Annotated in this window: 24 protein-coding genes; 13 read left to right on the plus strand and 11 right to left on the minus strand. The window is 66.6% G+C overall.

Annotated features, from left to right (window positions below; translation table 11 throughout):
• The first annotated feature begins 1 nt into the window (after position 1).
• Both ACODTB_RS10095 and ACODTB_RS10100 read left to right on the plus strand, forming a co-directional pair.
• The gene (locus ACODTB_RS10095) at positions 2–487 is read left to right on the plus strand and encodes a MaoC family dehydratase (RefSeq protein WP_291116120.1); all 486 of its coding nucleotides are present in this window, start codon (positions 2–4) and stop codon (positions 485–487) included.
• Positions 488–529: 42 nt separating this feature from the next.
• Positions 530–1,150, plus strand: a complete 621-nt coding sequence (locus tag ACODTB_RS10100; RefSeq protein WP_291116117.1) for a MarC family protein — start codon at positions 530–532, stop codon at positions 1,148–1,150.
• Here the strand turns inward: ACODTB_RS10100 and ACODTB_RS10105 are convergent.
• The 10 genes from ACODTB_RS10105 to hpaR all read right to left on the minus strand — a co-directional run bounded on the left by ACODTB_RS10105 (position 1,139) and on the right by hpaR (position 9,708).
• Positions 1,139–2,146: a 2-dehydropantoate 2-reductase gene (locus ACODTB_RS10105; protein ID WP_291116114.1), complete on the minus strand. Its 1,008-nt coding sequence runs from the start codon at positions 2,144–2,146 to the stop codon at positions 1,139–1,141. The two genes, ACODTB_RS10100 and ACODTB_RS10105, sit on opposite strands and share 12 nt — an antisense overlap.
• Positions 2,147–2,150: 4 nt before the next feature.
• Positions 2,151–2,945 carry a class II aldolase/adducin family protein gene (locus tag ACODTB_RS10110; protein WP_291116110.1) on the minus strand — a complete coding sequence of 265 codons (795 nt, stop codon included), beginning with the start codon at positions 2,943–2,945 and terminating at the stop codon, positions 2,151–2,153.
• Positions 2,946–2,954: 9 nt separating this feature from the next.
• A complete protein-coding gene (locus ACODTB_RS10115) occupies positions 2,955–3,773 on the minus strand; it encodes an aldolase/citrate lyase family protein (protein ID WP_291116106.1) in 819 nt (272 codons plus the stop codon).
• A 16-nt stretch (positions 3,774–3,789) separates the two neighbouring features.
• Entirely contained in the window at positions 3,790–4,617 is an 828-nt protein-coding gene (gene hpaH, locus ACODTB_RS10120; RefSeq protein ID WP_291116103.1) for a 2-oxo-hept-4-ene-1,7-dioate hydratase, read from the minus strand.
• A gap of 4 nt (positions 4,618–4,621) precedes the next feature.
• Positions 4,622–5,068 (minus strand): 5-carboxymethyl-2-hydroxymuconate isomerase, encoded by a 447-nt coding sequence (locus ACODTB_RS10125; protein WP_291116100.1) that lies wholly within the window; start codon positions 5,066–5,068, stop codon positions 4,622–4,624.
• 11 nt (positions 5,069–5,079) lie between these two features.
• Positions 5,080–6,003, minus strand: coding sequence for a 3,4-dihydroxyphenylacetate 2,3-dioxygenase (hpaD, locus tag ACODTB_RS10130; RefSeq protein ID WP_291116097.1), 924 nt, complete (start codon positions 6,001–6,003; stop codon positions 5,080–5,082).
• Between the two features lie 312 nt (positions 6,004–6,315).
• Entirely contained in the window at positions 6,316–7,791 is a 1,476-nt protein-coding gene (gene hpaE, locus ACODTB_RS10135) for a 5-carboxymethyl-2-hydroxymuconate semialdehyde dehydrogenase (protein WP_291116095.1), read from the minus strand.
• A gap of 8 nt (positions 7,792–7,799) precedes the next feature.
• A complete protein-coding gene (locus tag ACODTB_RS10140) occupies positions 7,800–8,573 on the minus strand; it encodes a fumarylacetoacetate hydrolase family protein (RefSeq protein WP_291116092.1) in 774 nt (257 codons plus the stop codon).
• Positions 8,570–9,220, minus strand: a complete 651-nt coding sequence (locus tag ACODTB_RS10145) for a fumarylacetoacetate hydrolase family protein (RefSeq protein WP_291116089.1) — start codon at positions 9,218–9,220, stop codon at positions 8,570–8,572. The genes ACODTB_RS10140 and ACODTB_RS10145 overlap by 4 nt, the downstream gene beginning before the upstream one ends.
• Positions 9,217–9,708, minus strand: coding sequence for a homoprotocatechuate degradation operon regulator HpaR (gene hpaR, locus ACODTB_RS10150; RefSeq protein ID WP_291116086.1), 492 nt, complete (start codon positions 9,706–9,708; stop codon positions 9,217–9,219). Before hpaR ends, ACODTB_RS10145 begins: the two co-directional genes overlap by 4 nt.
• A 78-nt stretch (positions 9,709–9,786) precedes the next feature.
• On the opposite strand from hpaR, the gene ACODTB_RS10155 reads away from it, so the two are divergent.
• Complete coding sequence (locus ACODTB_RS10155; protein ID WP_488929283.1) at positions 9,787–10,848, plus strand: NAD(P)H-dependent flavin oxidoreductase; 1,062 nt, start codon at positions 9,787–9,789, stop codon at positions 10,846–10,848.
• Here the strand turns inward: ACODTB_RS10155 and ACODTB_RS10160 are convergent.
• The gene (locus ACODTB_RS10160) at positions 10,823–11,902 is read right to left on the minus strand and encodes a coiled-coil domain-containing protein (RefSeq protein ID WP_291116081.1); all 1,080 of its coding nucleotides are present in this window, start codon (positions 11,900–11,902) and stop codon (positions 10,823–10,825) included. The two genes, ACODTB_RS10155 and ACODTB_RS10160, sit on opposite strands and share 26 nt — an antisense overlap.
• 29 nt (positions 11,903–11,931) lie before the next feature.
• Here ACODTB_RS10160 and radA point away from each other — a divergent pair, with 29 nt between their 5' ends.
• From radA to ACODTB_RS10210, 10 genes are all read left to right on the plus strand, one after another.
• A complete protein-coding gene (radA, locus tag ACODTB_RS10165) occupies positions 11,932–13,308 on the plus strand; it encodes a DNA repair protein RadA (RefSeq protein ID WP_291116079.1) in 1,377 nt (458 codons plus the stop codon).
• Positions 13,309–13,368: 60 nt separating this feature from the next.
• The gene (locus tag ACODTB_RS10170) at positions 13,369–13,827 is read left to right on the plus strand and encodes a glycerate kinase (protein WP_291116076.1); all 459 of its coding nucleotides are present in this window, start codon (positions 13,369–13,371) and stop codon (positions 13,825–13,827) included.
• Positions 13,828–13,878: 51 nt separating this feature from the next.
• Positions 13,879–14,829 (plus strand): branched-chain amino acid transaminase, encoded by a 951-nt coding sequence (locus ACODTB_RS10175; protein ID WP_291116073.1) that lies wholly within the window; start codon positions 13,879–13,881, stop codon positions 14,827–14,829.
• Positions 14,830–14,839: 10 nt separating this feature from the next.
• Positions 14,840–15,046: a zinc-finger domain-containing protein gene (locus tag ACODTB_RS10180; protein ID WP_291116070.1), complete on the plus strand. Its 207-nt coding sequence runs from the start codon at positions 14,840–14,842 to the stop codon at positions 15,044–15,046.
• 102 nt (positions 15,047–15,148) lie between these two features.
• Positions 15,149–16,210, plus strand: coding sequence for a dTDP-glucose 4,6-dehydratase (gene rfbB / locus ACODTB_RS10185; RefSeq protein WP_291116067.1), 1,062 nt, complete (start codon positions 15,149–15,151; stop codon positions 16,208–16,210).
• A 34-nt stretch (positions 16,211–16,244) separates the two neighbouring features.
• Positions 16,245–17,156, plus strand: coding sequence for a Wzz/FepE/Etk N-terminal domain-containing protein (locus ACODTB_RS10190; protein ID WP_291116064.1), 912 nt, complete (start codon positions 16,245–16,247; stop codon positions 17,154–17,156).
• A gap of 22 nt (positions 17,157–17,178) precedes the next feature.
• Positions 17,179–18,102: a dTDP-4-dehydrorhamnose reductase gene (gene rfbD / locus ACODTB_RS10195; RefSeq protein WP_291116165.1), complete on the plus strand. Its 924-nt coding sequence runs from the start codon at positions 17,179–17,181 to the stop codon at positions 18,100–18,102.
• The gene (gene rfbA, locus ACODTB_RS10200) at positions 18,099–18,986 is read left to right on the plus strand and encodes a glucose-1-phosphate thymidylyltransferase RfbA (protein ID WP_291116060.1); all 888 of its coding nucleotides are present in this window, start codon (positions 18,099–18,101) and stop codon (positions 18,984–18,986) included. Before rfbD ends, rfbA begins: the two co-directional genes overlap by 4 nt.
• Positions 18,983–19,522 carry a dTDP-4-dehydrorhamnose 3,5-epimerase gene (gene rfbC, locus ACODTB_RS10205; RefSeq protein WP_291116058.1) on the plus strand — a complete coding sequence of 180 codons (540 nt, stop codon included), beginning with the start codon at positions 18,983–18,985 and terminating at the stop codon, positions 19,520–19,522. Before rfbA ends, rfbC begins: the two co-directional genes overlap by 4 nt.
• A 24-nt stretch (positions 19,523–19,546) precedes the next feature.
• A complete protein-coding gene (locus tag ACODTB_RS10210; protein WP_291116056.1) occupies positions 19,547–20,845 on the plus strand; it encodes a nucleotide sugar dehydrogenase in 1,299 nt (432 codons plus the stop codon).
• Position 20,846: the final 1 nt, after the last annotated feature.

Genomic DNA, 20,846 nt, shown 5'->3' on the forward strand with positions numbered 1-20,846 from the left:
CATGACCACGACACACACAGACACATCGCACATCAAGTACTGGTGGGAAGACCTGCAGGTCGGCGAGACCCGCGACCTGGGCACCATCACGCCGACCGAGGAAGAAACGGTGGCCTTCGCGCGCCAGTTCGACCCCCAGCCCTTCCACCTCGACGCCGAGGCCGCCAAGGCCTCGGTGTTCGGCGCGCTCAGCGCCAGCGGCTGGCACACCTGCGCCATGGCCATGCGCCTGATGGTGCTCAACTTCCTCAACGAAAGCTCCAGCCTGGGCTCGCCCGGCCTGGAGAGCGTGAAGTGGCTCAAGCCGGTGTTCCCGGGCGACACGCTGCGGCTGCAGCACACGATCCTGGAAAAGCGCCCCATGAGCAAGCGGCTGGACGTGGGCCTGGTGCGCACCACCTGGGAGATGTTCAACCAGCACGGCGACAAGGTGCTGTTCATGGAAGGCTACGGAATGTTCCGCAGGCGCGAGCCGGGCACCGCGTAAACCCCGCGCACGGCGCGGCGGGGGTGGGCCACAATCCAGCTCATGGATTTCAAGCCGCTCATCACCCTGCTGGCGATCGTCAACCCGCTGGCGATCGTGCCCTTCTTCATCCATTACACACAGGGTTTCTCGCGCCAGCAGCGGCGGCGCACGGTGATGATCTCGGCCTTCAGCGCCTTCGCGGTGATCGCCACCTGCGCCGTCATCGGCCTGCAGATCCTGGAGTTCTTCAGCATTTCGCTGGCCAGCTTCCAGGTCGGCGGCGGCATGCTGCTGCTGACCTCGGCGCTGTCCATGCTGAACGCTCGGCCGGCGGAGGCCAAGGCCACCGACCAGGAACTGAGCGACACCTCGGCACGCACCTCCATCGCGGTGGTGCCGCTGACGATCCCGCTGCTCACCGGGCCGGCCACCATGTCCACCGTGGTGATCTACGCCGACCAGGCCAAGACCTTCCTCCAGCACGCCGCGCTGGTGGGTTATGGCGTGGTGATCGCCTTGGCCACCGCCATCTGCTTCACCTTGGCCGAGCCGATCGCGCGTTTCCTGGGCCAGACCGGCATCAACGTGATGACGCGGCTGATGGGCCTGATCCTGGCCGCGCTGTCGGTCGAGGTGATGGCGACCGGGCTGGTGAAGCTGTTCCCAGCGTTACTGGGCTGAGGGGTAGAGGTTCAGCGTCTGCGCCTGCAGGCGCGAGAGGCCCAGCAGCGCGTCGGTGAACGGCGTGGGCACGCCGGTGAGCTGGCCGAGTTCGCGCACCACGGTCACCAGGGCGTCGAGCTCCACCGGCTTGTGCGCCTGCACGTCCTGCAGCATCGAGGTCTTGAACGCGCCGAGCTTGAGCGTGACCGCGTGGCGGTCTTCTGGCTGCTGGTCGATCGGGATGCCGATGCGCGCCCCGATGTCCTTGGCCTCGAGCATGACGCGGCTGATGAAGTCGCGAACCAATGGGTCGGCCAGGATGCGGTCGGTGGTGGCGCCGGTGAGCGCGCTCACGGGGTTCACCGTCATGTTGCCCCAGAGCTTGTACCAGACGTCTTTCTGGATCTGCGGCGACACCGTGGCATTGAGCCCGGCGCGCCGCAGCAGCTCGGCCAGGCCCGCCACCCGCTCGCTCGACTCGCCCGAAGGTTCGCCAAGAATGAGGCCATTGCCGAAGTGGTGGCGAATCACGCCCGGCGCGTCCACCGAGCAGCTGGCGTGCACCACGCCGCCGATGACGTGGCGCGCCGGGATGCAACGCTCGATCTCGCCCTCGGGGTCCACCGTTTTCAGGCGCGTGCCGGCGCGCTCGCCGCCAAAGCCGTTGAAGAACCACCAGGGCACGCCGTTCATGGCGGTGAGTACCACGGTGTGGCGGCCGATCAGCGGCGCGATGCCACGCGCGAGGTCGGGCAGCGAGGGCGCCTTCACGGCCACGATCACGAGGTCCTGCACACCCAGGGTCACGGCGCTGGCGGCGGCCTGCACCGGCGCGCCCTGCAGCTGGCCGTCCTGGTGCAGCTGCAGGCCATCGCGTTGAAGGGCGGCGAGCGTCTCGCCGCGCGCCAACGCGCTCACGATGCAACCGGTGTGCGAGAGCCGCACGCCGAGCCAGCCGCCGATGGCGCCCGCGCCGACGATGGCCACGCGCTGAAAGTCAGGGGAAGAAGTCAAGGGCTCACTCCAGGTAGCTGCGGTCCAGGCGGTTCACCTGCCGGACCAGCGCGTCGAACACGTCACGGCCGGCGCCGTGGTGGGGGTTGAACTGCAGCGCGTCGCGCGTGCATTTTTCGGCGATGGCCTCGGGCACCGGCAGGGCCGCCTGCGCGCCGCCCATCGAAAACGTGGCCATCTGGATCTCGCAGGCGCGCTGCAGCGTCCAGAGGATGGCGAAGGTCTGCGGCAGGGTGGCGCCCCAGGCCAGCAGGCCGTGGTTGCGCAGGATCACGGCCGGGCGGTCGCCAATGCTCTTGAGCAGGCGCGGTGTTTCGTCGGCGTGGATGGTGATGCCTTCGAAGGTGTGGTACGCCACCATGCCGTGCAGCTGCGCGGTGTAGAAGTTGGTCTGCTGCAGACCGTCCTTCAGGCAGGCGACGGCCACGCCGGCGGTGGTGTGGGTGTGCATCACGCAGTGCGCACCGGGCAGGCCATCGTGGATGGCGGCGTGCACCGTGAAGCCGGCCGGGTTGACCGGGTGCGGTGAACCGTCGAGCACCTGGCCCTGCAGGTTGATCTTCACCAGGTTGCGCGCGGTGACCTCGCTGTAGTGCAGGCCGAAGGGGTTGATGAGGAACTGTTTGTCGTCACCGCAGACGCTGGCGGGCAGGCGCAGCGTGATGTGGTTGTAGATCATCTCGGTCCAGCCCATCATGGCGAAGACCCGGTAGCAGGCGGCGAGCTCGACGCGCGCGGCCCATTCGTCCGGGTGCATGCCGGCGGGCGTGGCGGTGGTGGTTTGCAAGGCGGCGTTCATGGGGATCTCCTAGTACACACTGCCCTTGGCCTGGGCGGGCATGGCGGGCGCATCGGTCTTGAAGCGCGCGGCCAGTGCGCTGGTCTGGCGCGCGAGGATCTGGGTGTCCAGCCCCACGGCCACGAACACCGCGCCCAGGGCGAGGTAGTGGCGCGCCTGGGCCTCGTCGGTGGTCAGGATGCCGGGCGCCTTGCCCGCGCGCAGGATGCGCGCGATGGCGTCCTCGATCGCGGCCTGCACCTCGGGGTGGCCCGGGTCGCCCACGTGGCCGAGCGAGGCGGAGAGGTCGGCCGGGCCGATGAAGACGCCGTCCACGCCGGGTGTGGCCGCGATGGCGTCGAGCTGCTGCAAGGCTTCGCGCGTCTCGGCTTGCACCAGCAGGCAGACCTGGGCATTGGCCTCTTTCGCGTAGTTCGGGTAGCGGCCCCAGCGCGAGGCCCGGGCGCCGGCCATGCCGCGCACGCCGCCCTGGCCGTCGTTCTGCGGGTAGCGGCAGGCGCGCACCAGCTGGGCCGCCTGCTCGGGCGTGTCCACCATGGGCACCAGCAGGGTCTGCAGGCCGACGTCGAGGTACTGCTTGATGATCGCCGCATCGCCCACGGGCACGCGCGCGATGGCGTGCGAGCCCGGGTAGGCGGCGATGGCCTGGGCCTGTGACAGCAGGTCCTGCAGACCGTTGGGCGAGTGCTCGCCGTCGATCAGCAGCCAGTCGAAGCCCGCCCCGGCGCAGATCTCCGCGCTGTAGGGGTTGGCCAGGCCGAGCCAGAAGCCGATTTGCGCCCGGCGCTGGGCCAGCGCCTGCTTGAAGGGATTGAGAGGGGTTTGCATGGGAAGGAGGAAAACGTCAGACGAACTGGAACCGAAGGCTGCCGAGCGGGCCGTAGTCGGCCTCGAACAGGTCGCCCTGGCGGGCGGCGACCGGTCGCGTGAACGAGCCGGCCAACACGATCTGGCCGGGCTGGAGCGACTCGCCCCAGGGCGCGAGCTTGTGCGCCAGCCAGGCGATGCCGACCGCCGGGTGGCCCTGCACGCCGGCGGCCAGGCCGGTTTCTTCCACCACGCCGTTCTGCCGCAGGATGGCGCCGCACCAGGGCAGGTCCAGGCTGAAGGGGTCAGCGCGGTAGCGCAGATCGCCGTCGCCGATCACGATGCCGGCGTTGGCCGCGTTGTCGCTGATGGTGTCGAACACCTTGCGCATCACTTTGGTGTGGCGGTCGAACTGTTCGATGCGCGCGTCGATGATCTCGATGGCCGGCGTGACGTAGTCGGTGGCCGCGAGCACGTCCTCCACCGTCACGTCCTTGCCCTGCAGGGGCGACTTGAGCACGAAGGCCAGCTCCACCTCCACGCGCGGCGCGATGAAGCGGGCCGTGGGGATCTGCAGCACCTCGCCGGCCGTGGCGGTGAAGCGCATGCTGTCGAGCAGGGTACCGAAATCAGGCTCGTCGATCTGGCTGGAGATCTGCATGGCGCGGCTGGTGAGACCGATCTTGTGGCCGATGACCTGTCGGCCGGCGGCCACTTGCAGGGCCACCCAGGCACGTCCGACCCGGTAACCGTCGTCAACCGTCATGCCGGGGAAGCGTTTGGAGAAGTGCTCCAGGGGCACGCGGCTGCGTTCCGAAGCGTCGAGCTCGGCCGCGAGCCGCTGGATGAGGGTGTCGTCGAGCATGGGGTCAACTCCGGTTGAACAGCGGGTGCAGGGAACTGGTCTTGGCGTCGAACACCTCGTGGCCCTCGTCCACCTGCACGGTGATGCCGATGGCCCGTGTGGCGAGCTGCACGGCGAAGTGCGCCTTCACCACGGCCTGCAGCGCCTCGCCCACGCGCTGGTGCGTGACGGCACTGCGGCCCTGGGCCATGCGCACGTTCATGTAGACGAAGGCGTAGTCGCCTCCCAGGCCGGCGGCGGTGCCGGCTGCGCCACCGTCCGAGATGGCGCTGTGAGCTGCGGGGTAGGCCAGCACGCGCGTGCCGCCGGTGGGAAAGACCTGCTTGTCGGCCTCGTCGCGCACCGCGAGCATGGCGTCGCACAGCTCGCGGCAGAGCGCGCCCATGTCGGTACCGCCTTCGCTGGCGGGCTTGTCGAGGTTGGGGGTGTAGAGGATGACGAGGTGCGGCATGGGTGGCGTTCTCAGAGGCGGGAGACGGCCTGGTAGCCCTTGGCTGACGAGGCCTGCGCGGCGGGGATGGCGGCACCGGTCTGCGGCGTGACGGGGAAGACGGCGTTGATCTGGCCGGTGCCGGAGGCACCGAAGTACGGGGTGATGACCTCGGCCTGGCCATCGTAGTCGCTCCAGCCGAGGGCGCCGAGCATCATGGCGGTGTCGTGCATGAAGCCTTCGCCGTGGCCCTTGGCGGCGTACTCGGGCAGCATTTCGCAGAAGGCTTTCCACTCGCCCCGCTCCCACATCTCGACGACGCGGCGGTCGAGCGTTTCGAGGAAGGGGGTCCAGATCTTGAAAGCGAAGTCGGGCGCAAGGCCGTTCTGCGCGAAGCGGTGGCTGAGGGAGCCGCTGGCGAAGAAGGCGACGGTGCCGTCGTAGTGGTCTTCGACGGCCTTGCGCATGGCCCAGCCGAGTCGCGCGCTGTCGTTGAGGTAGTGGGACTGGCACAGCGCCGAGACCGAGATGGCCTTGAAGTGCTGGTCGGCGTTCATGTAGCGCATGGGCACGAGGGTGCCGTATTCGGGGCCGAGGGTGGTGGCGTCGTGGGCCAGGGTTTCGACGCCATGCTCGTTGCACACTTTGGCGAGCAGCTGGCCGAGTTCGGGGTTGCCCGGGATCTCGAACGGCATGTTGCTGATGAAGTGGGGCAGTTCGTTGCTGGTGTAGGTGCCCTGGAAGTGGGGGGCGCAGTTGAGGTGGTAGCTGGCGTTGACGAGCCAGTGGGTGTCGAAGACGACGATGGTGTCGACGCCGAGTTCGCGGCAGCGGCGGCTGATTTCCTGGTGGCCGTCGATGGCGTCCTGTCTCGTTCCCTTTCTCGGGCCGTCGAGTTCGCTCAGGTACATCGACGGGACGTGAGTGATCTTTGCGACGAGTGCTAGTTTGCCCATGATCGGTCCTCTGGTTTTTTGTAGATGCTCCGTGTGTTTGCCAGTGGGGGTGGCCGCCTCCGCTCATGTCCTCCGGTCTGGGCTGCGCCCAGCCCTCCCCCTTTACTTCGCTGCGGCGGCCACCCCCACTGGCAAACCCACTGCGGACCGCGCATTCGACAGAGCTTGTGTGCCAGCACCGCTTCGTATCGGGTGGGCAGGGCGTTCTGCGCAGCGGGGTAAAGGAGGAGACGGCACCAGCCGTCGGGGGACACCCGCGGAGCAGAGCGCCCTGCCCGCCCGATACCGCCCACCCGCAAGAGCGAAGGCATTTCAGACACCCCAGTGAGGAATGTGGTGAGACCCCAGAGACACAGCGACGTTCTTGGGCTCCAGGAACACCTCATAACTCCAGGTACCCCCCTCGCGCCCCGTGCCACTCGCCTTGGTGCCGCCAAACGGCTGGCGCAGATCCCGCACGTTCTGCGAGTTGACGAAACACATGCCCGCCTCCACAGCCGCCGCCACCCGGTGCGCACGGCCCAGGTTCTCCGTCCACACATAGCTGGAAAGACCGTACTGGATGTCGTTCGCCAGTTCGATCGCGTGCGCCTCGTCGCGGAACGGGATGAGGCAGGCCACCGGGCCGAAGATTTCCTCCTGCGCGATGCGCATGCGGTTGTCCACGTCCGCGAACACCGTCGGCCACACGTAGTTGCCCTTGGCCACGCGCGAGGACAGTTCGGGCGCGTACGACGGCCGGTCCAGCCCGCCGCACAACATCGTGGCGCCCTCCTTCGGACCCAGCTCGATGTAGCTGCGCACCTTGGCCAGGTGCGCCTGGCTGATCATCGGGCCCACGATGGTCTTCTCGTCCAGCGGATCGCCCACCGTGATGCGCTTGGCGCGCTCCACGAACTTCGCCACGAAGTCGGCATAAATGCTCTGCTGCACCAGGATGCGGCTGCCCGCCGTGCAGCGCTCGCCGTTGTTGCTGAAGATCATGAACACCGCTGCGTCCAGCGCGCGGTCCAGGTCCGCGTCGTCGAAGATCACGAACGGGCTCTTGCCGCCCAGCTCCATGCTGAATTTCTTCAAGCCCGCACTCTGCACGATGCGATTGCCCGTGGCCGTGGACCCGGTGAAGGAGATCGCGCGCACATCCGGGTGTGCGCACAGCGGCTCGCCCGCGTCCTTGCCGTAACCGTGCACGACGTTGAGCACGCCCGCCGGAATGCCGGCCTCCAGCGCCAGCTCGCCCAGGCGCGCGGCGGTCAGGGGCGACAGCTCGCTCATCTTCAGCACCGCCGTGTTGCCGAAAGCGAGACAAGGCGCGACCTTCCAGGTCGAGGTCATGAAAGGCACGTTCCACGGACTGATGAGCGCGCACACGCCCACCGGGTGGAACAGCGTGTAGTTCAGGTGCGTGGGCGTGGGGTAGGTGTGGCCGTCCACCCGCGTGCACATCTCGGCGAAGTAATGGAAGTTGTCGGCCGCGCGCGGCACCAGCTGCTTGCCGGTCTGCGCGATCACCTGACCGCTGTCGTTGGTCTCGGTCTGCGCGATCTCGGGCACGTGCGCGGCGATCAGTTCGCCCAGCTTGCGCATGAGCTTGGCGCGCTCGGTGGCCGGCAGGCCGGCCCATTTCGGAAACGCGTCCTTCGCGGCCTGCACGGCGGCGTTGATCTCCGCCGCGCCGCCCGCGCTGACCTCGGCCAGCACGTCCTGCGTGGCGGGGTTGAGGGTCTCGAAGCTCGCGGCGCTGGCCACGGCCTGGCCGTTGATGAGGTGCTGGATCGTCGTCGTCATGCTGCGGTTCAGGGGTGTTGGGTGATGGTGTTGACGAGGTCGCCGATGCCTTCGATGGACGTGACGACCACGTCGCCGGGTCGGCAGTCGACCACGCCGTCGGGCGTGCCGGTGAGGATCAGATCGCCGGGCTGCAGCGTCATGAAAGCGCTGAAGTACTCAATGAGCGTGGGCACGTTGAAGATCATGTCGCGCGTGCTGCCCTGCTGCGTCAACTCGCCGTTGACCGTGGTGCGCAGTGCGAGGTTCATCGGATCAGGCACGTCAGCCGCGTCCACCAGCCAGGGGCCGATGGGCGTGCAGGTGTCGCGGTTCTTGGCGCGCAGATTGGGCCGGTACCAGTTCTCCAGCACATCGCGGATGACGTAGTCGTTTGCCACCGTGTAGCCGCCCACGAAGTCCAGCGCATCGGCTTTCTTCACGCGCTTCGCGGTGCGCCCGATCACCACCGCGAGCTCGCACTCGTAGTGCATGAAATCCACCCCGGGTGGGCGCCGCGTGAAGCCGCGATGGCCGGTGAGCGAGGCCTCCCCCTTCACGAACACCAGCGGTTCCTCGGGCGCCTTGAAGGCGAGTTCCTTCGCGTGGTCGGCGTAGTTCAGGCCGAGCGCGAGCACGGTGCGCGGGCGTTGCGGCGGCAGGGGCTGCAACGGCGGCAGCCACACCACGTCGTCAAAGGCCACGCGGCGGCCTTTCAGGGCTGGCGTGAGCAGTTCGAGCTGGCCATCGGACTCGATGGCGTCGTGGACCGCGCCGGCCCAGGCGATGCGGGCGCGCTTCATGCGGCCACCTCCTGTGTGAAACTGTGCAAGGTGGGCGCGAAGCCCGGGGCGGTGATCTCCACCGTGTCGCCCGGGTGCACCAACGGGCGCGTGCCGTCGGCCAGGCAATCGGTGCCCAGCATCAGCACGTCGCCCGGCCGCAGGGTCATGAACTCGCTCACGTCGGCCAGCAGGGTGGCGGCGTCGCGCCGCAGCTCGGCCAGGACCGTGGTCTGGCGGTGCACGCCGTTGATGTGGAGCTCGATCTGAAGTGCGGCCAGTCCGGCCAGCCCGCCGAGCCGCGCGAGCGGCACGCATTCGGCACCCACACCGAGGAAGCCGTCCACACAGCGCGCCTTGACCGGCGGGCGGTAGTAGCTCTCGTGCGCGATCGCCACGTCGTTGAACAGCACCGCGCCGAACACGCCGCCTTCGCCCATCACCACGCCGAGCGAGGTGGCCACCTGCACCGCCGCGCCATCGGGCAGTGCGATGGCCTGGCCGTGGGGCGTGAAGGTGTTGGCGGTCTTGATGTAGAGCACCGGCGCTTTCGGCGCGGCCTTGTACGGCGCCTCGCTCATGCGCGGCGCCCACAGCGCGTGTTCGCGCTGGAAGTTGAGCAGGGTGCCGTAGACCGTGCCGGCCGGCATCCAGGAAAGGGGGTTCATGCGGCGTCGTCCTCCAGGCCATCGGCCTCTTCGGTGTTCAGGGGTTGTTCGAGCGCGATCACCTCGTCGAGCAAGGCGTACAGCTGTTCCAGGCGGGCCTTGCCCAGGCGCTGCTCCATCCAGGCGTAATGCGCCTCGATGGTGCTGGAGAGGCCTTTCACCAGCTTGAGCCCCGCCGGCGTGGCGCGCACCACCGTGCGCCGCGCGTCCTGCGGGCAGCGGCTGCGCGCGATCAGGCCGTCGCGCTCCATGCGGGTCAGCACACCGGTAAGGCTGGGGCCGAGCAGAAAGGCCTCGCGCGCCACGCGCCCGGTTTCCACCCCGCCGGGCAGCTGGGCGTGTTCGCCCAGCACGCGCAGCACGCGCCACTGCTGGTCGGACAGGCCGTACTCGCGCAGGCTGGGCCGGGTGTGCAGCATCACGGCCTCGCGCGCTTCGAGCAGCAGTCGGGGCAGGTTGCGGTGGATGAAAGGGGTGGCGTCGTCCATTTATTTAATATATTAAATGATTATTTTGGAAACAAATCAAGGGTTTACCCGAGACGGCGGCGCGGTGAGAATGCGCGCATGAACGCACTCACTACCCTGCTCGGTACGGAATACCCCTTGATCCAGGCGCCGATGGCAGGCGTTCAAGGCGCGGCCCTGGCGGTGGCGGTGAGCAACGCGGGCGCGCTGGGCTCGCTGCCCTGCGCCATGCTTTCGCCCGAGGCGATGGACCGCGAGCTGACGGCACTGGCCGCCGGCACCGAGCGGCCGTTCAACGTCAATTTCTTCTGCCACGTGCCGCCCGAGGCCGACGAAGCGCGCGAAGCGGCGTGGCGCGCCTGGCTGGGCACCTACTACCGCGAAGCGGGGCTGGACATCGATGCCGTGCCGACTGGCCCGGGCCGCGTGCCATTCAACCGTGCGGCGGCCGACATCCTCGAACGCTTCCGGCCCAAGGTGGTGAGCTTCCATTTCGGCCTGCCTGACCTGGACCTGCTGGACCGCGTGAAGGGCTGGGGCAGCGTGGTGCTGTCCTCGGCCACCACGGTGGAAGAGGCGCGCTGGCTGGAGGCCTTCGGCGTGGACGCCATCATTGCCCAGGGCGTCGAGGCCGGCGGCCACCGGGGCATGTTCCTCACGGACGACCTCACGACGCAGGCCGGCACTTTCGCGCTGCTGCCGCAGATCGTGGCGGCCGTGGGCGTGCCGGTGATCGCGGCCGGCGGCATTGCCGATGCGGCGGGCGTGGCCGCGGCGATGGCGCTGGGCGCCTCGGGCGCGCAGGTGGGCACGGCTTTTCTGTGCTGTCCCGAAGCCACCACCAGTGCGCTGCACCGGGCGGCGCTGCAGAGCGAGGCGGCACACCACACCGCCCTCACCCACCTGTTCACAGGTCGCGCGGCGCGCGGCATCGTCAACCGCGTGATGCGCGAGCTCGGCCCCATGAACCCGGTCGCGCCGGCCTTCCCGCTGGCCACGGCGGCCATGGCGCCGCTGCGCGCGCATTGGGAGGCCAAGGGCAGCGGCGACTTCTCACCGCTGTGGTCGGGTCAGAACGCGAGTGGCTGCCTGGAGGTGCCGGCGGCGGAGCTGGTGCAGGAACTGATTCAGGGGTTCACGTCAGATCGCGCTGCGCGTTGAGCCAGCGCTTGAGCCGCGCCGGATCGCCCGCCTGCTCGAGGTCGCGCGCCAGCTGAGCCAGGGCGCCTTCCAGCGCGCGAGTCTCGTCGATCCGGCTCTGCAACAAGGTGTTGGCGTTGGTTGACATGCCCTCTGGCAGATCGAACTCGACGGCCAGCGCGCTCTGCCGCCCGGCGCGCTCACGCTCCAGCGCCGCCACCTGGGCCTTGAGCAGGAGCGTGAGCGAGGCCAGGCGCTCGTCGGACAGCTGCTGACCGGCAGCGGGGTCGGCGAGTTCGGCGCGGGCCTGGATCTGCAGCAGCGCGACCAGGTCGCGTTGTTCGTAGGCGGCGTTGGCTTCGCTCATCAGGGCCGTCTTGCGCAGCCGCGCCTGCGGGTCGGTCTCGCGGTCGGGGTGCAGGGCACTGGCGAGCTGGCGGAACAGGCGGCGCAACAAGGTGTCGGCATCGTGCTGCCCGGTCTGGCGCGCCGCGGCGCCAGGCTTCTTGCGTTCGCGCCGGGCTTGCGCGGCCTCGCGGCGTTGCTGCTGTGCGTCCTCCTGCGAACGCCGCAGGCGCTCCATGCCGGCGCGCAGCAGTTGTTCGGCGCTGAGGTTCTGGCCCTCGTCGTCCAGTGGCTCGCCCAGCACCGCCTCCAGGCGCTGGCGCAGCGCATCGGCCGAGTCCTGTTTGAGTTGCGCCAGGGTGCGTGGGCTGTGGCGGTCGTGCAGTTCGCGCATCGCGGCGTCCCCTGCTTCGGCCAGGTCGCGCGCCAGGCGGCAAAGCACCGCCCGCGCGGTGTCGGCCTGCACGCGACTCAGCAGCTTGCCTTGCAGGTGACCGTCCAGCGCCAGGGCCAACGCGCGCTGGTCCTGGGCCAGCTGCCGGCGCAGTGGATCGACCGCGCGGTGGCGTTCCTGGCGGTGTTGCCGCGCGAGCGCCTCCATCTCGGCCAGCTGGCGCTTGAGTTTGTCGATGCGGGTGAGCTGCAGGTTGTAGGCGCGCGCGGCGCCCGACAGCGCTTGCGCGCCAGGCGGCAGCACTTGCAGGGCAGCGGCGGGAACAGGTGGGGACATGAGGGTGTCGACTATATTTGCCCGGCACCATGGCCAAAGACAAAACCCAATACATCTGCAACGAATGCGGCGGCACCAGCCCCAAGTGGCTGGGCAAATGCCCGCACTGCAACGCCTGGAACACCCTGGTCGAATCGGTCGCGGAATCGACCGCACCGGCCAAGAACCGCTTTGCCTCGCTGGCGAAGACGGCCGAGGTCACCACCCTGGCCGACATCGAGGCCACCGACGTGCAGCGCACGCCCACTGGCCACGACGAGCTGGACCGCGTGCTGGGCGGCGGCATCGTGGAGGGCGGCGTGGTGCTGATCGGCGGCGACCCGGGCATCGGCAAGTCCACGCTGCTGCTGCAGGCGCTGGACTCGCTGCAGCGCGCCGGCCTGAAGACGCTCTACGTGACCGGCGAGGAAAGTGGAGCCCAGGTCGCCCTGCGCTCGCGCCGGCTTGGGCTGGACGGCTCGCAGGTCAGCGTGCTGGCCGAGATCCAGCTCGAGAAGATCCTCGCCACGCTGGACGCCACGCGGCCCGCCATCGCGGTGATCGACTCGATTCAGACCGTGTACTCCGAGCAGCTCACCTCGGCCCCGGGCTCGGTGGCGCAGGTGCGCGAGTGCGCGGCCCACCTCACGCGCGCGGCCAAGGCCAGCGGCACGGCCATCGTGCTGGTCGGCCATGTGACCAAGGAAGGCGCCCTGGCCGGCCCGCGCGTGCTGGAGCACATGGTGGACACGGTGCTGTATTTCGAAGGCGACACCCACAGCAGCTTTCGCCTGATCCGCGCGATCAAGAACCGCTTCGGTGCGGTGAACGAGATCGGCGTGTTCGCGATGACGGAAAAAGGCCTCAAGGGCGTGAGCAACCCGAGCGCGATCTTTCTTTCGCAGCACTCCGAGCCGGTGCCTGGCAGCTGCGTGATGGTGACGCTGGAGGGCACGCGGCCCATGCTGGTGGAGATCCAGGCGCTGGTGGACAGCGGCGGCCCCAGCCCCCGGCGCCTTTCCGTTGGCCTGGACCGCGACCGCCTGGCCATGCTGCTGGCGGTGCTGCACCGCCACGCGGGTGTGGCCTGCATGGACCAGGACGTGTTCGTCAACGCGGTCGGCGGCGTGCGCATCAGCGAGCCGGCGGCCGACCTGGCGGTGATGCTGTCCATCACCTCCAGCCTGCGCGGCAAGCCCCTGCCCAAGGGTTTCCTGGCCTTCGGCGAGGTCGGCCTGGCGGGCGAGGTGCGCCCGGCGCCGCGCGGCCAGGACCGGCTCAAGGAAGCCGCCAAGCTGGGTTTCAGCGTCGCCGTGGTGCCCAAGGCCAACTTGCCGCGCAAGAACGACAAGGCCTATGAAGGCATGACGGTACACGGCGTGGACCGCATCGAGGAAGCCATGGAACTGGCGCGCAGCCTGGCCTGACCGGGGTCATCCGTACTTGCCGCAAGGGCCCCGCCCGGGCCAGCAACGACAATCCCTCCCATGCGATTCCAGAAACTGCTCTACCTCGCGGCCGGCCTCGGCCTGCTCTTCCTCGCCCACCGCAGCTACGGCTGGCCCGGCGTGGCCGCCGTCGGCGGCGGCCTGACGATGTGGCTCCTGCTGCACTTCACCCGCCTGATGACGGTGCTCAAGCGCGCGTCCGACCGCCCCATCGGCTATGTGGACAGCGCCGTGATGCTCAACGCCAAGCTCAAACCCGGCGTCACCCTGATGCACGTGATGGCCATGACCCGCTCGCTGGGCGAGCGGCTGTCCGAAGAAAGTGTTCAACCCGAGGTCTACCGCTGGCGCGACAACGGCGACTCGACCGTGACGGCGGAATTCCTGAACGGCAAGCTGCAGGGCTGGAAACTGCACCGCCCCGCCGCCAATGAGGCCCCGGCAGCCTCAACCGAAGCCCGCCCGGTGGCACCGGAGGGCCGCGGCCCGACACCGTAAAATCGTGGGTTTGGCAGCCGGACTGCCCCACGAACAACCCAAGGACCCCACATGAGCCCCATCGTTCCCTCGATGTCCGACCGCGACGGCAAGATCTGGATGGACGGCCAGATGGTGGACTGGCGCGACGCCAAGATCCACGTGCTGACCCACACCCTGCACTACGGCTGTGGCGCTTTCGAGGGCGTGCGCGCCTACAACACCCAGGGCGGCACCGCGATCTTCCGGCTCGAGGAGCACACCGAACGCCTGTTCAACAGCGCCAAGATCCTGCGCATGAAGATCCCGTTCACGCAGGACGAGGTGAACGAGGCCCAGAAGGCCGTGGTGCGCGAGAACAAGCTCGAGAGCTGCTACCTGCGCCCGCTGACCTGGATCGGCGACAAGAAGCTGGGCGTGTCGCCCAAGGGCAACACCATCCACCTGATGGTCGCGGCCTGGGCCTGGGGCGCCTACCTGGGTGACGAAGGCCTCAAGCGCGGCATCCGCGTGAAGACCAGCAGCTACACCCGCCACCACGTCAACATCACCATGACGCAGGCCAAGGCGGTGAGCAACTACAGCAACTCCATCCTGGCCAACATGGAGGCCACCGACGAGGGCTACGACGAGGCCCTGCTGCTGGACTCCAGCGGCTTCGTGAGCGAAGGCGCGGGCGAGAACATCTTCGTGGTGAAAAACGGCGTGATCTACACGCCCGACCTCTCGGCTGGCGCGCTCAACGGCATCACCCGCAACACGGTGTTCCACATCGCCAAGGACCTGGGCCTGGAGATCGTGCAGAAGCGCATCACCCGTGACGAGGTGTACATCGCCGACGAAGCCTTCTTCACCGGCACGGCGGCCGAAGTCACCCCCATCCGCGAACTCGACCGCATCGAGCTGGGCAAAGGCGACTACGTGGGCAGCCGCGGCCCCATCACCGAGAAGATCCAGAGCGCGTTCTTTGACATCGTGAACGGCCGCAACCCCAAGTACGCCCACTGGCTGGCCAAGGTCTGAGGGACACGCCATGAGCAAAGCAGCCGTCGAACTCAAGGCCTCCGACCTCAACGCCCATGGCGGCGTGTTCTGCCCCAGCCCGCTGGCCGACATGAAGCTCTGGAACAGCCATCCCAGGGTCTACCTGGACGTGGCGGTCACGGGCGAGGCGAAATGCCCGTATTGCGGCACGGTGTACCGCCTGAAGGCGGGTGAGACCGTTTCACACGGTCACTAATGGAACAGGGCGGTCGCCCGGAAGCCCCGGGAGACCGAAGATAATGCGGGATGCAAGGCGCCCAGGATGGCGCCTCAAGACCAACACCCTGAGGGACAACCGATGATTCTCGTCACTGGTGGCGCCGGCTTCATCGGCGCCAACTTCGTGCTCGACTGGCTCGCGCTCAACGACGAACCGGTCATCAACCTCGACAAGCTCACCTATGCCGGCAACCTGGAAACCCTGGCCAGCCTGCAGGGCGATGCACGCCATGTATTCATCCAGGGTGACATTGGCGACCAATCTCTGCTGACCCGCCTGCTGGCCGACCACCGACCGCGAGCAGTGATCCACTTCGCGGCCGAGAGCCATGTGGACCGATCCATCCAAGGCGCCGACGAATTCATTCAGACGAACGTCGTTGGCACTTTCCGCTTGCTCGAGGCGGTGCGCGCCCACTGGGCCTCGCTGCCGGAGGCCGAAAAGAACGCTTTCCGTTTTCTGCACGTGAGCACCGACGAGGTGTACGGCAGCTTGGCCCCAGACGCCCCGGCCTTCACCGAAAACCGCGCCTACGAGCCGAACAGCCCCTACTCCGCCAGCAAAGCCGCCAGCGATCACTTGGTTCGCGCCTGGCACCACACGCACGGCCTGCCGGTGCTCACCACCCACTGCAGCAACAACTACGGCCCGTACCACTTCCCTGAAAAGCTGATCCCCCTGATGATCGTCAACGCACTCGCCGGCAAGCCGCTGCCGGTGTATGGCGACGGCATGCAGGTGCGCGACTGGCTCTACGTCAAGGACCACTGCAGCGCCATCCGCCGCGTGCTCGAAACCGGCGCGCCGGGGGAGACCTACAACGTCGGCGGCTGGAACGAGAAGCCCAACATCGAGATCGTGCATGCTATCTGCGCCCTGCTCGACGAACTGCGCCCGCGCGCCGACGGCGCCTCCTACGCCACGCAGATCACACATGTGAAAGACCGGCCCGGCCACGACCGCCGCTACGCCGTCGATGCACGCAAGCTCGAAACCGAACTCGGCTGGAAGCCCGCCGAGACCTTCGAGACCGGCATCCGCAAAACGGTGATTTGGTACCTGGAGCACACCGAATGGGTGGCTCACGTGCAGAGCGGCGCCTACCGGCAGTGGGTCACCTCGCACTACGAGGTAGCCTGAGATTTATTCCAACCGCGCCAATCAACAGCCCCGCATGTCATTCCGATCCAACGAAGCTCCCGTGCCGCCCCTGCGTCACTCCACCGAAACCGCCGTTTCACACGGCGACTATGTCGAGAACGACGACAGCATCGATGTGCTTGATGTCCTTCTCACCATCGCCGAAAACCTGAGGTGGCTGATCCTGTGGCCACTGGTTGGCGGTGCCATCGCCTATGGCCTGACTTTCCTGTTGCCAGATAAATTCGAGAGCACGGCCATCATCAAGGCTGAAAACTCCGTCGCATCCAGCATGACCGCGGCCCACGTGCTGGACGCTGCGCTGAAGAATCTGGGATACCTCGACAACCTCAGCGAAGAGCAAGCCGAAAACGCGCGTGAAAGCCTGCAGAGCAACATCTCAACGTCCGTCGTGAGGGGTACTCAGCTCGTGTCACTGACTGTGGTGGACCATTCACCAGCAGCGGCGCAGCGCATGGCACAAGAGATACTGAACGTGGTGTACGCCGATTCAAAGCCTCGTGAGGTCGAACTCAAGCGCCAGAGCGCCGAAAAGGCCATGCTAGAGCAACAGATTGTGGAGCTCACGGCTGCGAGCAAGACGGCACAGCGACAACTCGAAAATCCCACCGCTGGCGCCAACACGGGTGCGCTCGCGGAATCGATTGCGAGCATCTCATCCAACCTCGTGCGGATGCAGGAGGCCATTCACAAAGTGGATAAGAAGATGCTTGGCCTGTCCGCCGAGGACCTCATCCAGGCACCCACACTCCCCAAAAAGGCCAGCGCGCCCCATAGACCGCTCGTCGCTGCTGTCTGCGCGGCAGTGATCGGACTTCTCGTTCTGGCGATCGTGCTGATGCGGCAAAGCTGGCGCACGTCACGAGCTTTCGAGTTACACAGCGACCGGGTTGAGGCGCTCAAGCGGCGTTACCACCTTGGCTGACCGCTTCGCATGCCCCCAACTCATGAGGCCTATTCTTCTTCTGGGCTCGATGGGGCAGCTTGGCTGGGAGCTGCAACGCAGCTTGGCACCGCTGGGCAATGTGGTGGCGTTGCAGCGGAATGACACCTTGACCGATCGGGGCTGCGGCAACCTCCTGGATCCAGATGGGTTGCGCGAGACGGTGCGCAGGCTTCGCCCGATCGCCGTCGTGAACGCCGCCGCCTACACAGCCGTGGACAGGGCAGAGAAAGAGATGGAGGTGGCCCACGCCATCAATGCCGTGGCGCCGGGCGCGCTTGCGGAGGCTGCCGCCGACGCGGGCGCCCTGATGGTGCACTTTTCCACCGACTACGTATTTGACGGCAGTGGCCAAACCCCCTGGACCGAGGAGGCTGCACCGGCACCGCTGAACGTGTACGGGTGCAGCAAGCTCGAAGGAGAGCAACGTGTGCGTGCGGTCGGCGATGGCCACCATCTGATCTTTCGCACCAGTTGGGTCTATGCAGCTCGCGGTGGCAATTTCGCGACGACCATGCTGAGGCTGGCTCGAGAACGGGAACGGATGACCGTGATCGACGACCAAGTGGGTGCCCCTACCGGGGCAGACCTGATTGCAGACGCGACAGCACATGCCATTCGCCACATGCTCGACCAGTCGGGCGCCGGCGGTACTTACCATCTGACAGCCCAGGGCGAAACCAGTTGGTTCGACTACGCCAGGTTCGTGATCGACACGGCACGTGAACTCCAGCCCAGCCTCGCGCTGAAGGTTAACGAGCTCACGCCCATTCCCACTGCGCAGTATCCGACCCCCGCACGCCGCCCGCTCAATTCCCGCCTGAACACCAGCCGCGTACAGAAAACCTTCGGCTTGCATTTGCCTGAGTGGCAGCATGGCGTGCGGCGCATGCTTGCCGAAACCTTCAGCACCACAGGACAGCCATGACCCAACGCAAAGGCATCATCCTGGCTGGCGGCTCCGGCACACGTCTTCATCCCGCTACGCTTGCCGTCAGCAAGCAACTGCTGCCGGTCTACGACAAACCGATGATCTATTACCCGCTCACCACGCTGATGCTCTCGGGCATTCGCGAGGTGTTGATCATCAGCACGCCACAAGACACACCGCGCTTCTCCCTGCTGCTGGGTGACGGAAGCGCCTGGGGCATGAGCTTTCAGTACGCGGTGCAACCAAGCCCGGATGGTCTTGCTCAGGCATTCCTCATTGGTGAGGCGTTCCTCAACGGCGCTCCCAGTGCCCTCGTGCTGGGCGACAACATTTACTACGGCCACGATTTCGCTGTGCTGCTGGCAGAGGCCGATCGCCAGAAATCAGGCGCCACCGTGTTCGCCTATCACGTGACGAATCCGGAGCGTTTTGGCGTGCTGAGCTTCGACCGACAAGGCAAGGCCACAAGCATCGAGGAAAAACCCGCAAAGCCTCAGAGTAACTACGCGGTGACCGGGCTGTACTTCTACGACAACCAGGTGGTGGACATCGCCAAGGCCGTAAAGCCCAGCGCTCGCGGCGAACTGGAGATCACTGCCGTCAACCAGGCCTACCTCGAAAGGGGGGAGCTGAACGTGCAAATTATGAAACGCGGCTACGCCTGGCTTGATACAGGGACGCACGACAGTCTGCTCGACGCCGGCCAGTTCATCGCCACACTGGAAAATCGGCAGGGACTCAAGATCGCCTGCCCGGAGGAAATCGCTTGGCGACAAGGATGGATCGACGATGAAGCCCTCGAGGCTATGGCTCGCTCGCTCCACAAGACAGGCTATGGGCAGTATCTACTTCGCTTGCTCAACAACGCGGTGCTGCGATGAAAGTGACACCCACCTGCATCCCTGATGTGCTAGTGATCGAACCCAAGGTGTTCGGCGACGCACGGGGTTTCTTCCTCGAGAGCTTCAATCAGGCCGCTTTTCAGACTGCCACTGGCCTCGACGTGAACTTCGTGCAGGACAACCACAGTCGCAGTGGCCGCGGAGTTCTGCGCGGTCTGCATTACCAGTTGCAGCAGCCCCAGGGCAAGCTGGTGCGCGTGGTGCGGGGCAGTGTGTTCGATGTCGCGGTCGATGTGCGCAAGGGGTCACCGACCTTCGGGCAATGGACCGGCATTGAACTTAGCGAGGACAACCATCGGCAGTTCTGGGTCCCGCCGGGGTGTGCACACGGTTTTCTCGTGCTGAGCGAATCGGCCGACTTCCTCTACAAGACCACTGACTATTACGCCCAGCAACACGAGCGCTGCATCGCCTGGGACGCTTCCGACATCGGGATCGAATGGCCACTCGCTGGCCCCCCTCTGCTTTCCGCCAAAGACCTCCAAGGCAAGCAGCTCCGCGACGCGGAGCTCTGATCATTTGCCAGACACCCACCTCATATGAATCTGGATAAAAGAACCATCGCGATTATCGGCCTGGGCTATGTCGGTCTGCCGCTTGCCGTGGAGTTTGGCAAGCATCGCGCCGTGCTCGGCTTCGACATCGATGCCCGCCGCATCAATGAGCTGCGGCTGGGCCGCGACCACACCAAGGAATGCAGCACTCAGGATCTACAGGATGCCCGGCAGCTGCGCTACAGCTGCGACCCCAAAGAACTGACTGAAGCCGGGGTTTACATCGTCACCGTGCCCACGCCCGTGGACAAGGCCAATCGCCCGGACATGACACCACTGGTGAGAGCCAGCGAGACCGTCGGCAAAGCGCTCAAGCGCGGCGACGTGGTGATCTACGAGTCCACGGTCTATCCGGGCGCGACGGAAGAGGTTTGCGTACCGGCGCTGGAACGCTGTAGCGGGCTCAAGTTCAACGAAGACTTCTATTGCGGCTACAGTCCCGAGCGAATCAATCCGGGCGACAAGGTCAACACGCTCACCACGATCCGCAAAATCGTGAGCGGCAGCACGCCCGAGGTGGCCGCAGCGGTCGACGCGCTGTACTCCGCCATCATCAAGGCCGGCACCTGGAGGGCCAGCAGCCTGAAAGTGGCCGAAGCGGCCAAGGTCATCGAGAACAGTCAGCGCGATCTCAACATCGCTTTCGTGAATGAGCTATCGGTCATCTTCGAGCGCATCGGCATCGACACGCTCGAGGTGCTCGAGGCTGCCGGCAGCAAGTGGAACTTCCTTCCTTTCCGCCCCGGGATGGTGGGCGGCCACTGCATCGGCGTGGACCCGTACTACCTCACTCACAAGGCCGAGGAGCTTGGCTATCACCCTCAGGTGATCCTCGCGGGCCGCCGGATCAATGACAACATGGCGCGTTACGCGGCACGCAGCATCGTGCGGCGCATGCTGAAGAACGGCATTGACGTTGCGCGATGCACGGTGGGCGTCATGGGCATCACATTCAAGGAAAACTGCCCCGACATCCGCAACAGCAAGGTGGCCGACCTGGTGCGCGAACTGCAGGGCTGGAATGTGAACGTCGTGGTAACGGACCCCTGGGCCGACCCTGCGGAAGTTCAGCATGAGTACGGCATCGAGTTGGGCGAGTTCGACCCGGCTCGACCGCTGGATGGCCTGATTGTTGCCGTGGGTCACCAAGAATATCGTCAGCAAACCCCTCAAGCGCTGCGCGCGCTCTGCACGCAGCAGCATCAGCCAGTGATTGGTGACCTCAAGAGCCTGTACGACCGGCACGCCCTCGCCGAGCAGGGCTTTCACGTTTTCCGTCTTTGAA

This window comes from Hydrogenophaga sp. FG152 (genome assembly GCF_057809615.1).

Bases quoted from the DNA above. Each gene is read 5' to 3' on its own strand.
- ACODTB_RS10095 (WP_291116120.1), top strand. From the start codon at position 2: ATGACCACGACACACACAGACACATCGCACATCAAGTACTGGTGGGAA.
- ACODTB_RS10100 (WP_291116117.1), top strand. From the start codon at position 530: ATGGATTTCAAGCCGCTCATCACCCTGCTGGCGATCGTCAACCCGCTG.
- ACODTB_RS10110 (WP_291116110.1), bottom strand. From the start codon at position 2,945: ATGAACGCCGCCTTGCAAACCACCACCGCCACGCCCGCCGGCATGCAC.
- ACODTB_RS10115 (WP_291116106.1), bottom strand. From the start codon at position 3,773: ATGCAAACCCCTCTCAATCCCTTCAAGCAGGCGCTGGCCCAGCGCCGG.
- hpaH (WP_291116103.1), bottom strand. From the start codon at position 4,617: ATGCTCGACGACACCCTCATCCAGCGGCTCGCGGCCGAGCTCGACGCT.
- ACODTB_RS10125 (WP_291116100.1), bottom strand. From the start codon at position 5,068: ATGCCGCACCTCGTCATCCTCTACACCCCCAACCTCGACAAGCCCGCC.
- hpaD (WP_291116097.1), bottom strand. From the start codon at position 6,003: ATGGGCAAACTAGCACTCGTCGCAAAGATCACTCACGTCCCGTCGATG.
- hpaE (WP_291116095.1), bottom strand. From the start codon at position 7,791: ATGACGACGACGATCCAGCACCTCATCAACGGCCAGGCCGTGGCCAGC.
- ACODTB_RS10140 (WP_291116092.1), bottom strand. From the start codon at position 8,573: ATGAAGCGCGCCCGCATCGCCTGGGCCGGCGCGGTCCACGACGCCATC.
- ACODTB_RS10145 (WP_291116089.1), bottom strand. From the start codon at position 9,220: ATGAACCCCCTTTCCTGGATGCCGGCCGGCACGGTCTACGGCACCCTG.
- hpaR (WP_291116086.1), bottom strand. From the start codon at position 9,708: ATGGACGACGCCACCCCTTTCATCCACCGCAACCTGCCCCGACTGCTG.
- ACODTB_RS10155 (WP_488929283.1), top strand. From the start codon at position 9,787: ATGAACGCACTCACTACCCTGCTCGGTACGGAATACCCCTTGATCCAG.
- ACODTB_RS10160 (WP_291116081.1), bottom strand. From the start codon at position 11,902: ATGTCCCCACCTGTTCCCGCCGCTGCCCTGCAAGTGCTGCCGCCTGGC.
- radA (WP_291116079.1), top strand. From the start codon at position 11,932: ATGGCCAAAGACAAAACCCAATACATCTGCAACGAATGCGGCGGCACC.
- ACODTB_RS10170 (WP_291116076.1), top strand. From the start codon at position 13,369: ATGCGATTCCAGAAACTGCTCTACCTCGCGGCCGGCCTCGGCCTGCTC.
- ACODTB_RS10175 (WP_291116073.1), top strand. From the start codon at position 13,879: ATGAGCCCCATCGTTCCCTCGATGTCCGACCGCGACGGCAAGATCTGG.
- ACODTB_RS10180 (WP_291116070.1), top strand. From the start codon at position 14,840: ATGAGCAAAGCAGCCGTCGAACTCAAGGCCTCCGACCTCAACGCCCAT.
- rfbB (WP_291116067.1), top strand. From the start codon at position 15,149: ATGATTCTCGTCACTGGTGGCGCCGGCTTCATCGGCGCCAACTTCGTG.
- ACODTB_RS10190 (WP_291116064.1), top strand. From the start codon at position 16,245: ATGTCATTCCGATCCAACGAAGCTCCCGTGCCGCCCCTGCGTCACTCC.
- rfbD (WP_291116165.1), top strand. From the start codon at position 17,179: ATGAGGCCTATTCTTCTTCTGGGCTCGATGGGGCAGCTTGGCTGGGAG.
- rfbA (WP_291116060.1), top strand. From the start codon at position 18,099: ATGACCCAACGCAAAGGCATCATCCTGGCTGGCGGCTCCGGCACACGT.
- rfbC (WP_291116058.1), top strand. From the start codon at position 18,983: ATGAAAGTGACACCCACCTGCATCCCTGATGTGCTAGTGATCGAACCC.
- ACODTB_RS10210 (WP_291116056.1), top strand. From the start codon at position 19,547: ATGAATCTGGATAAAAGAACCATCGCGATTATCGGCCTGGGCTATGTC.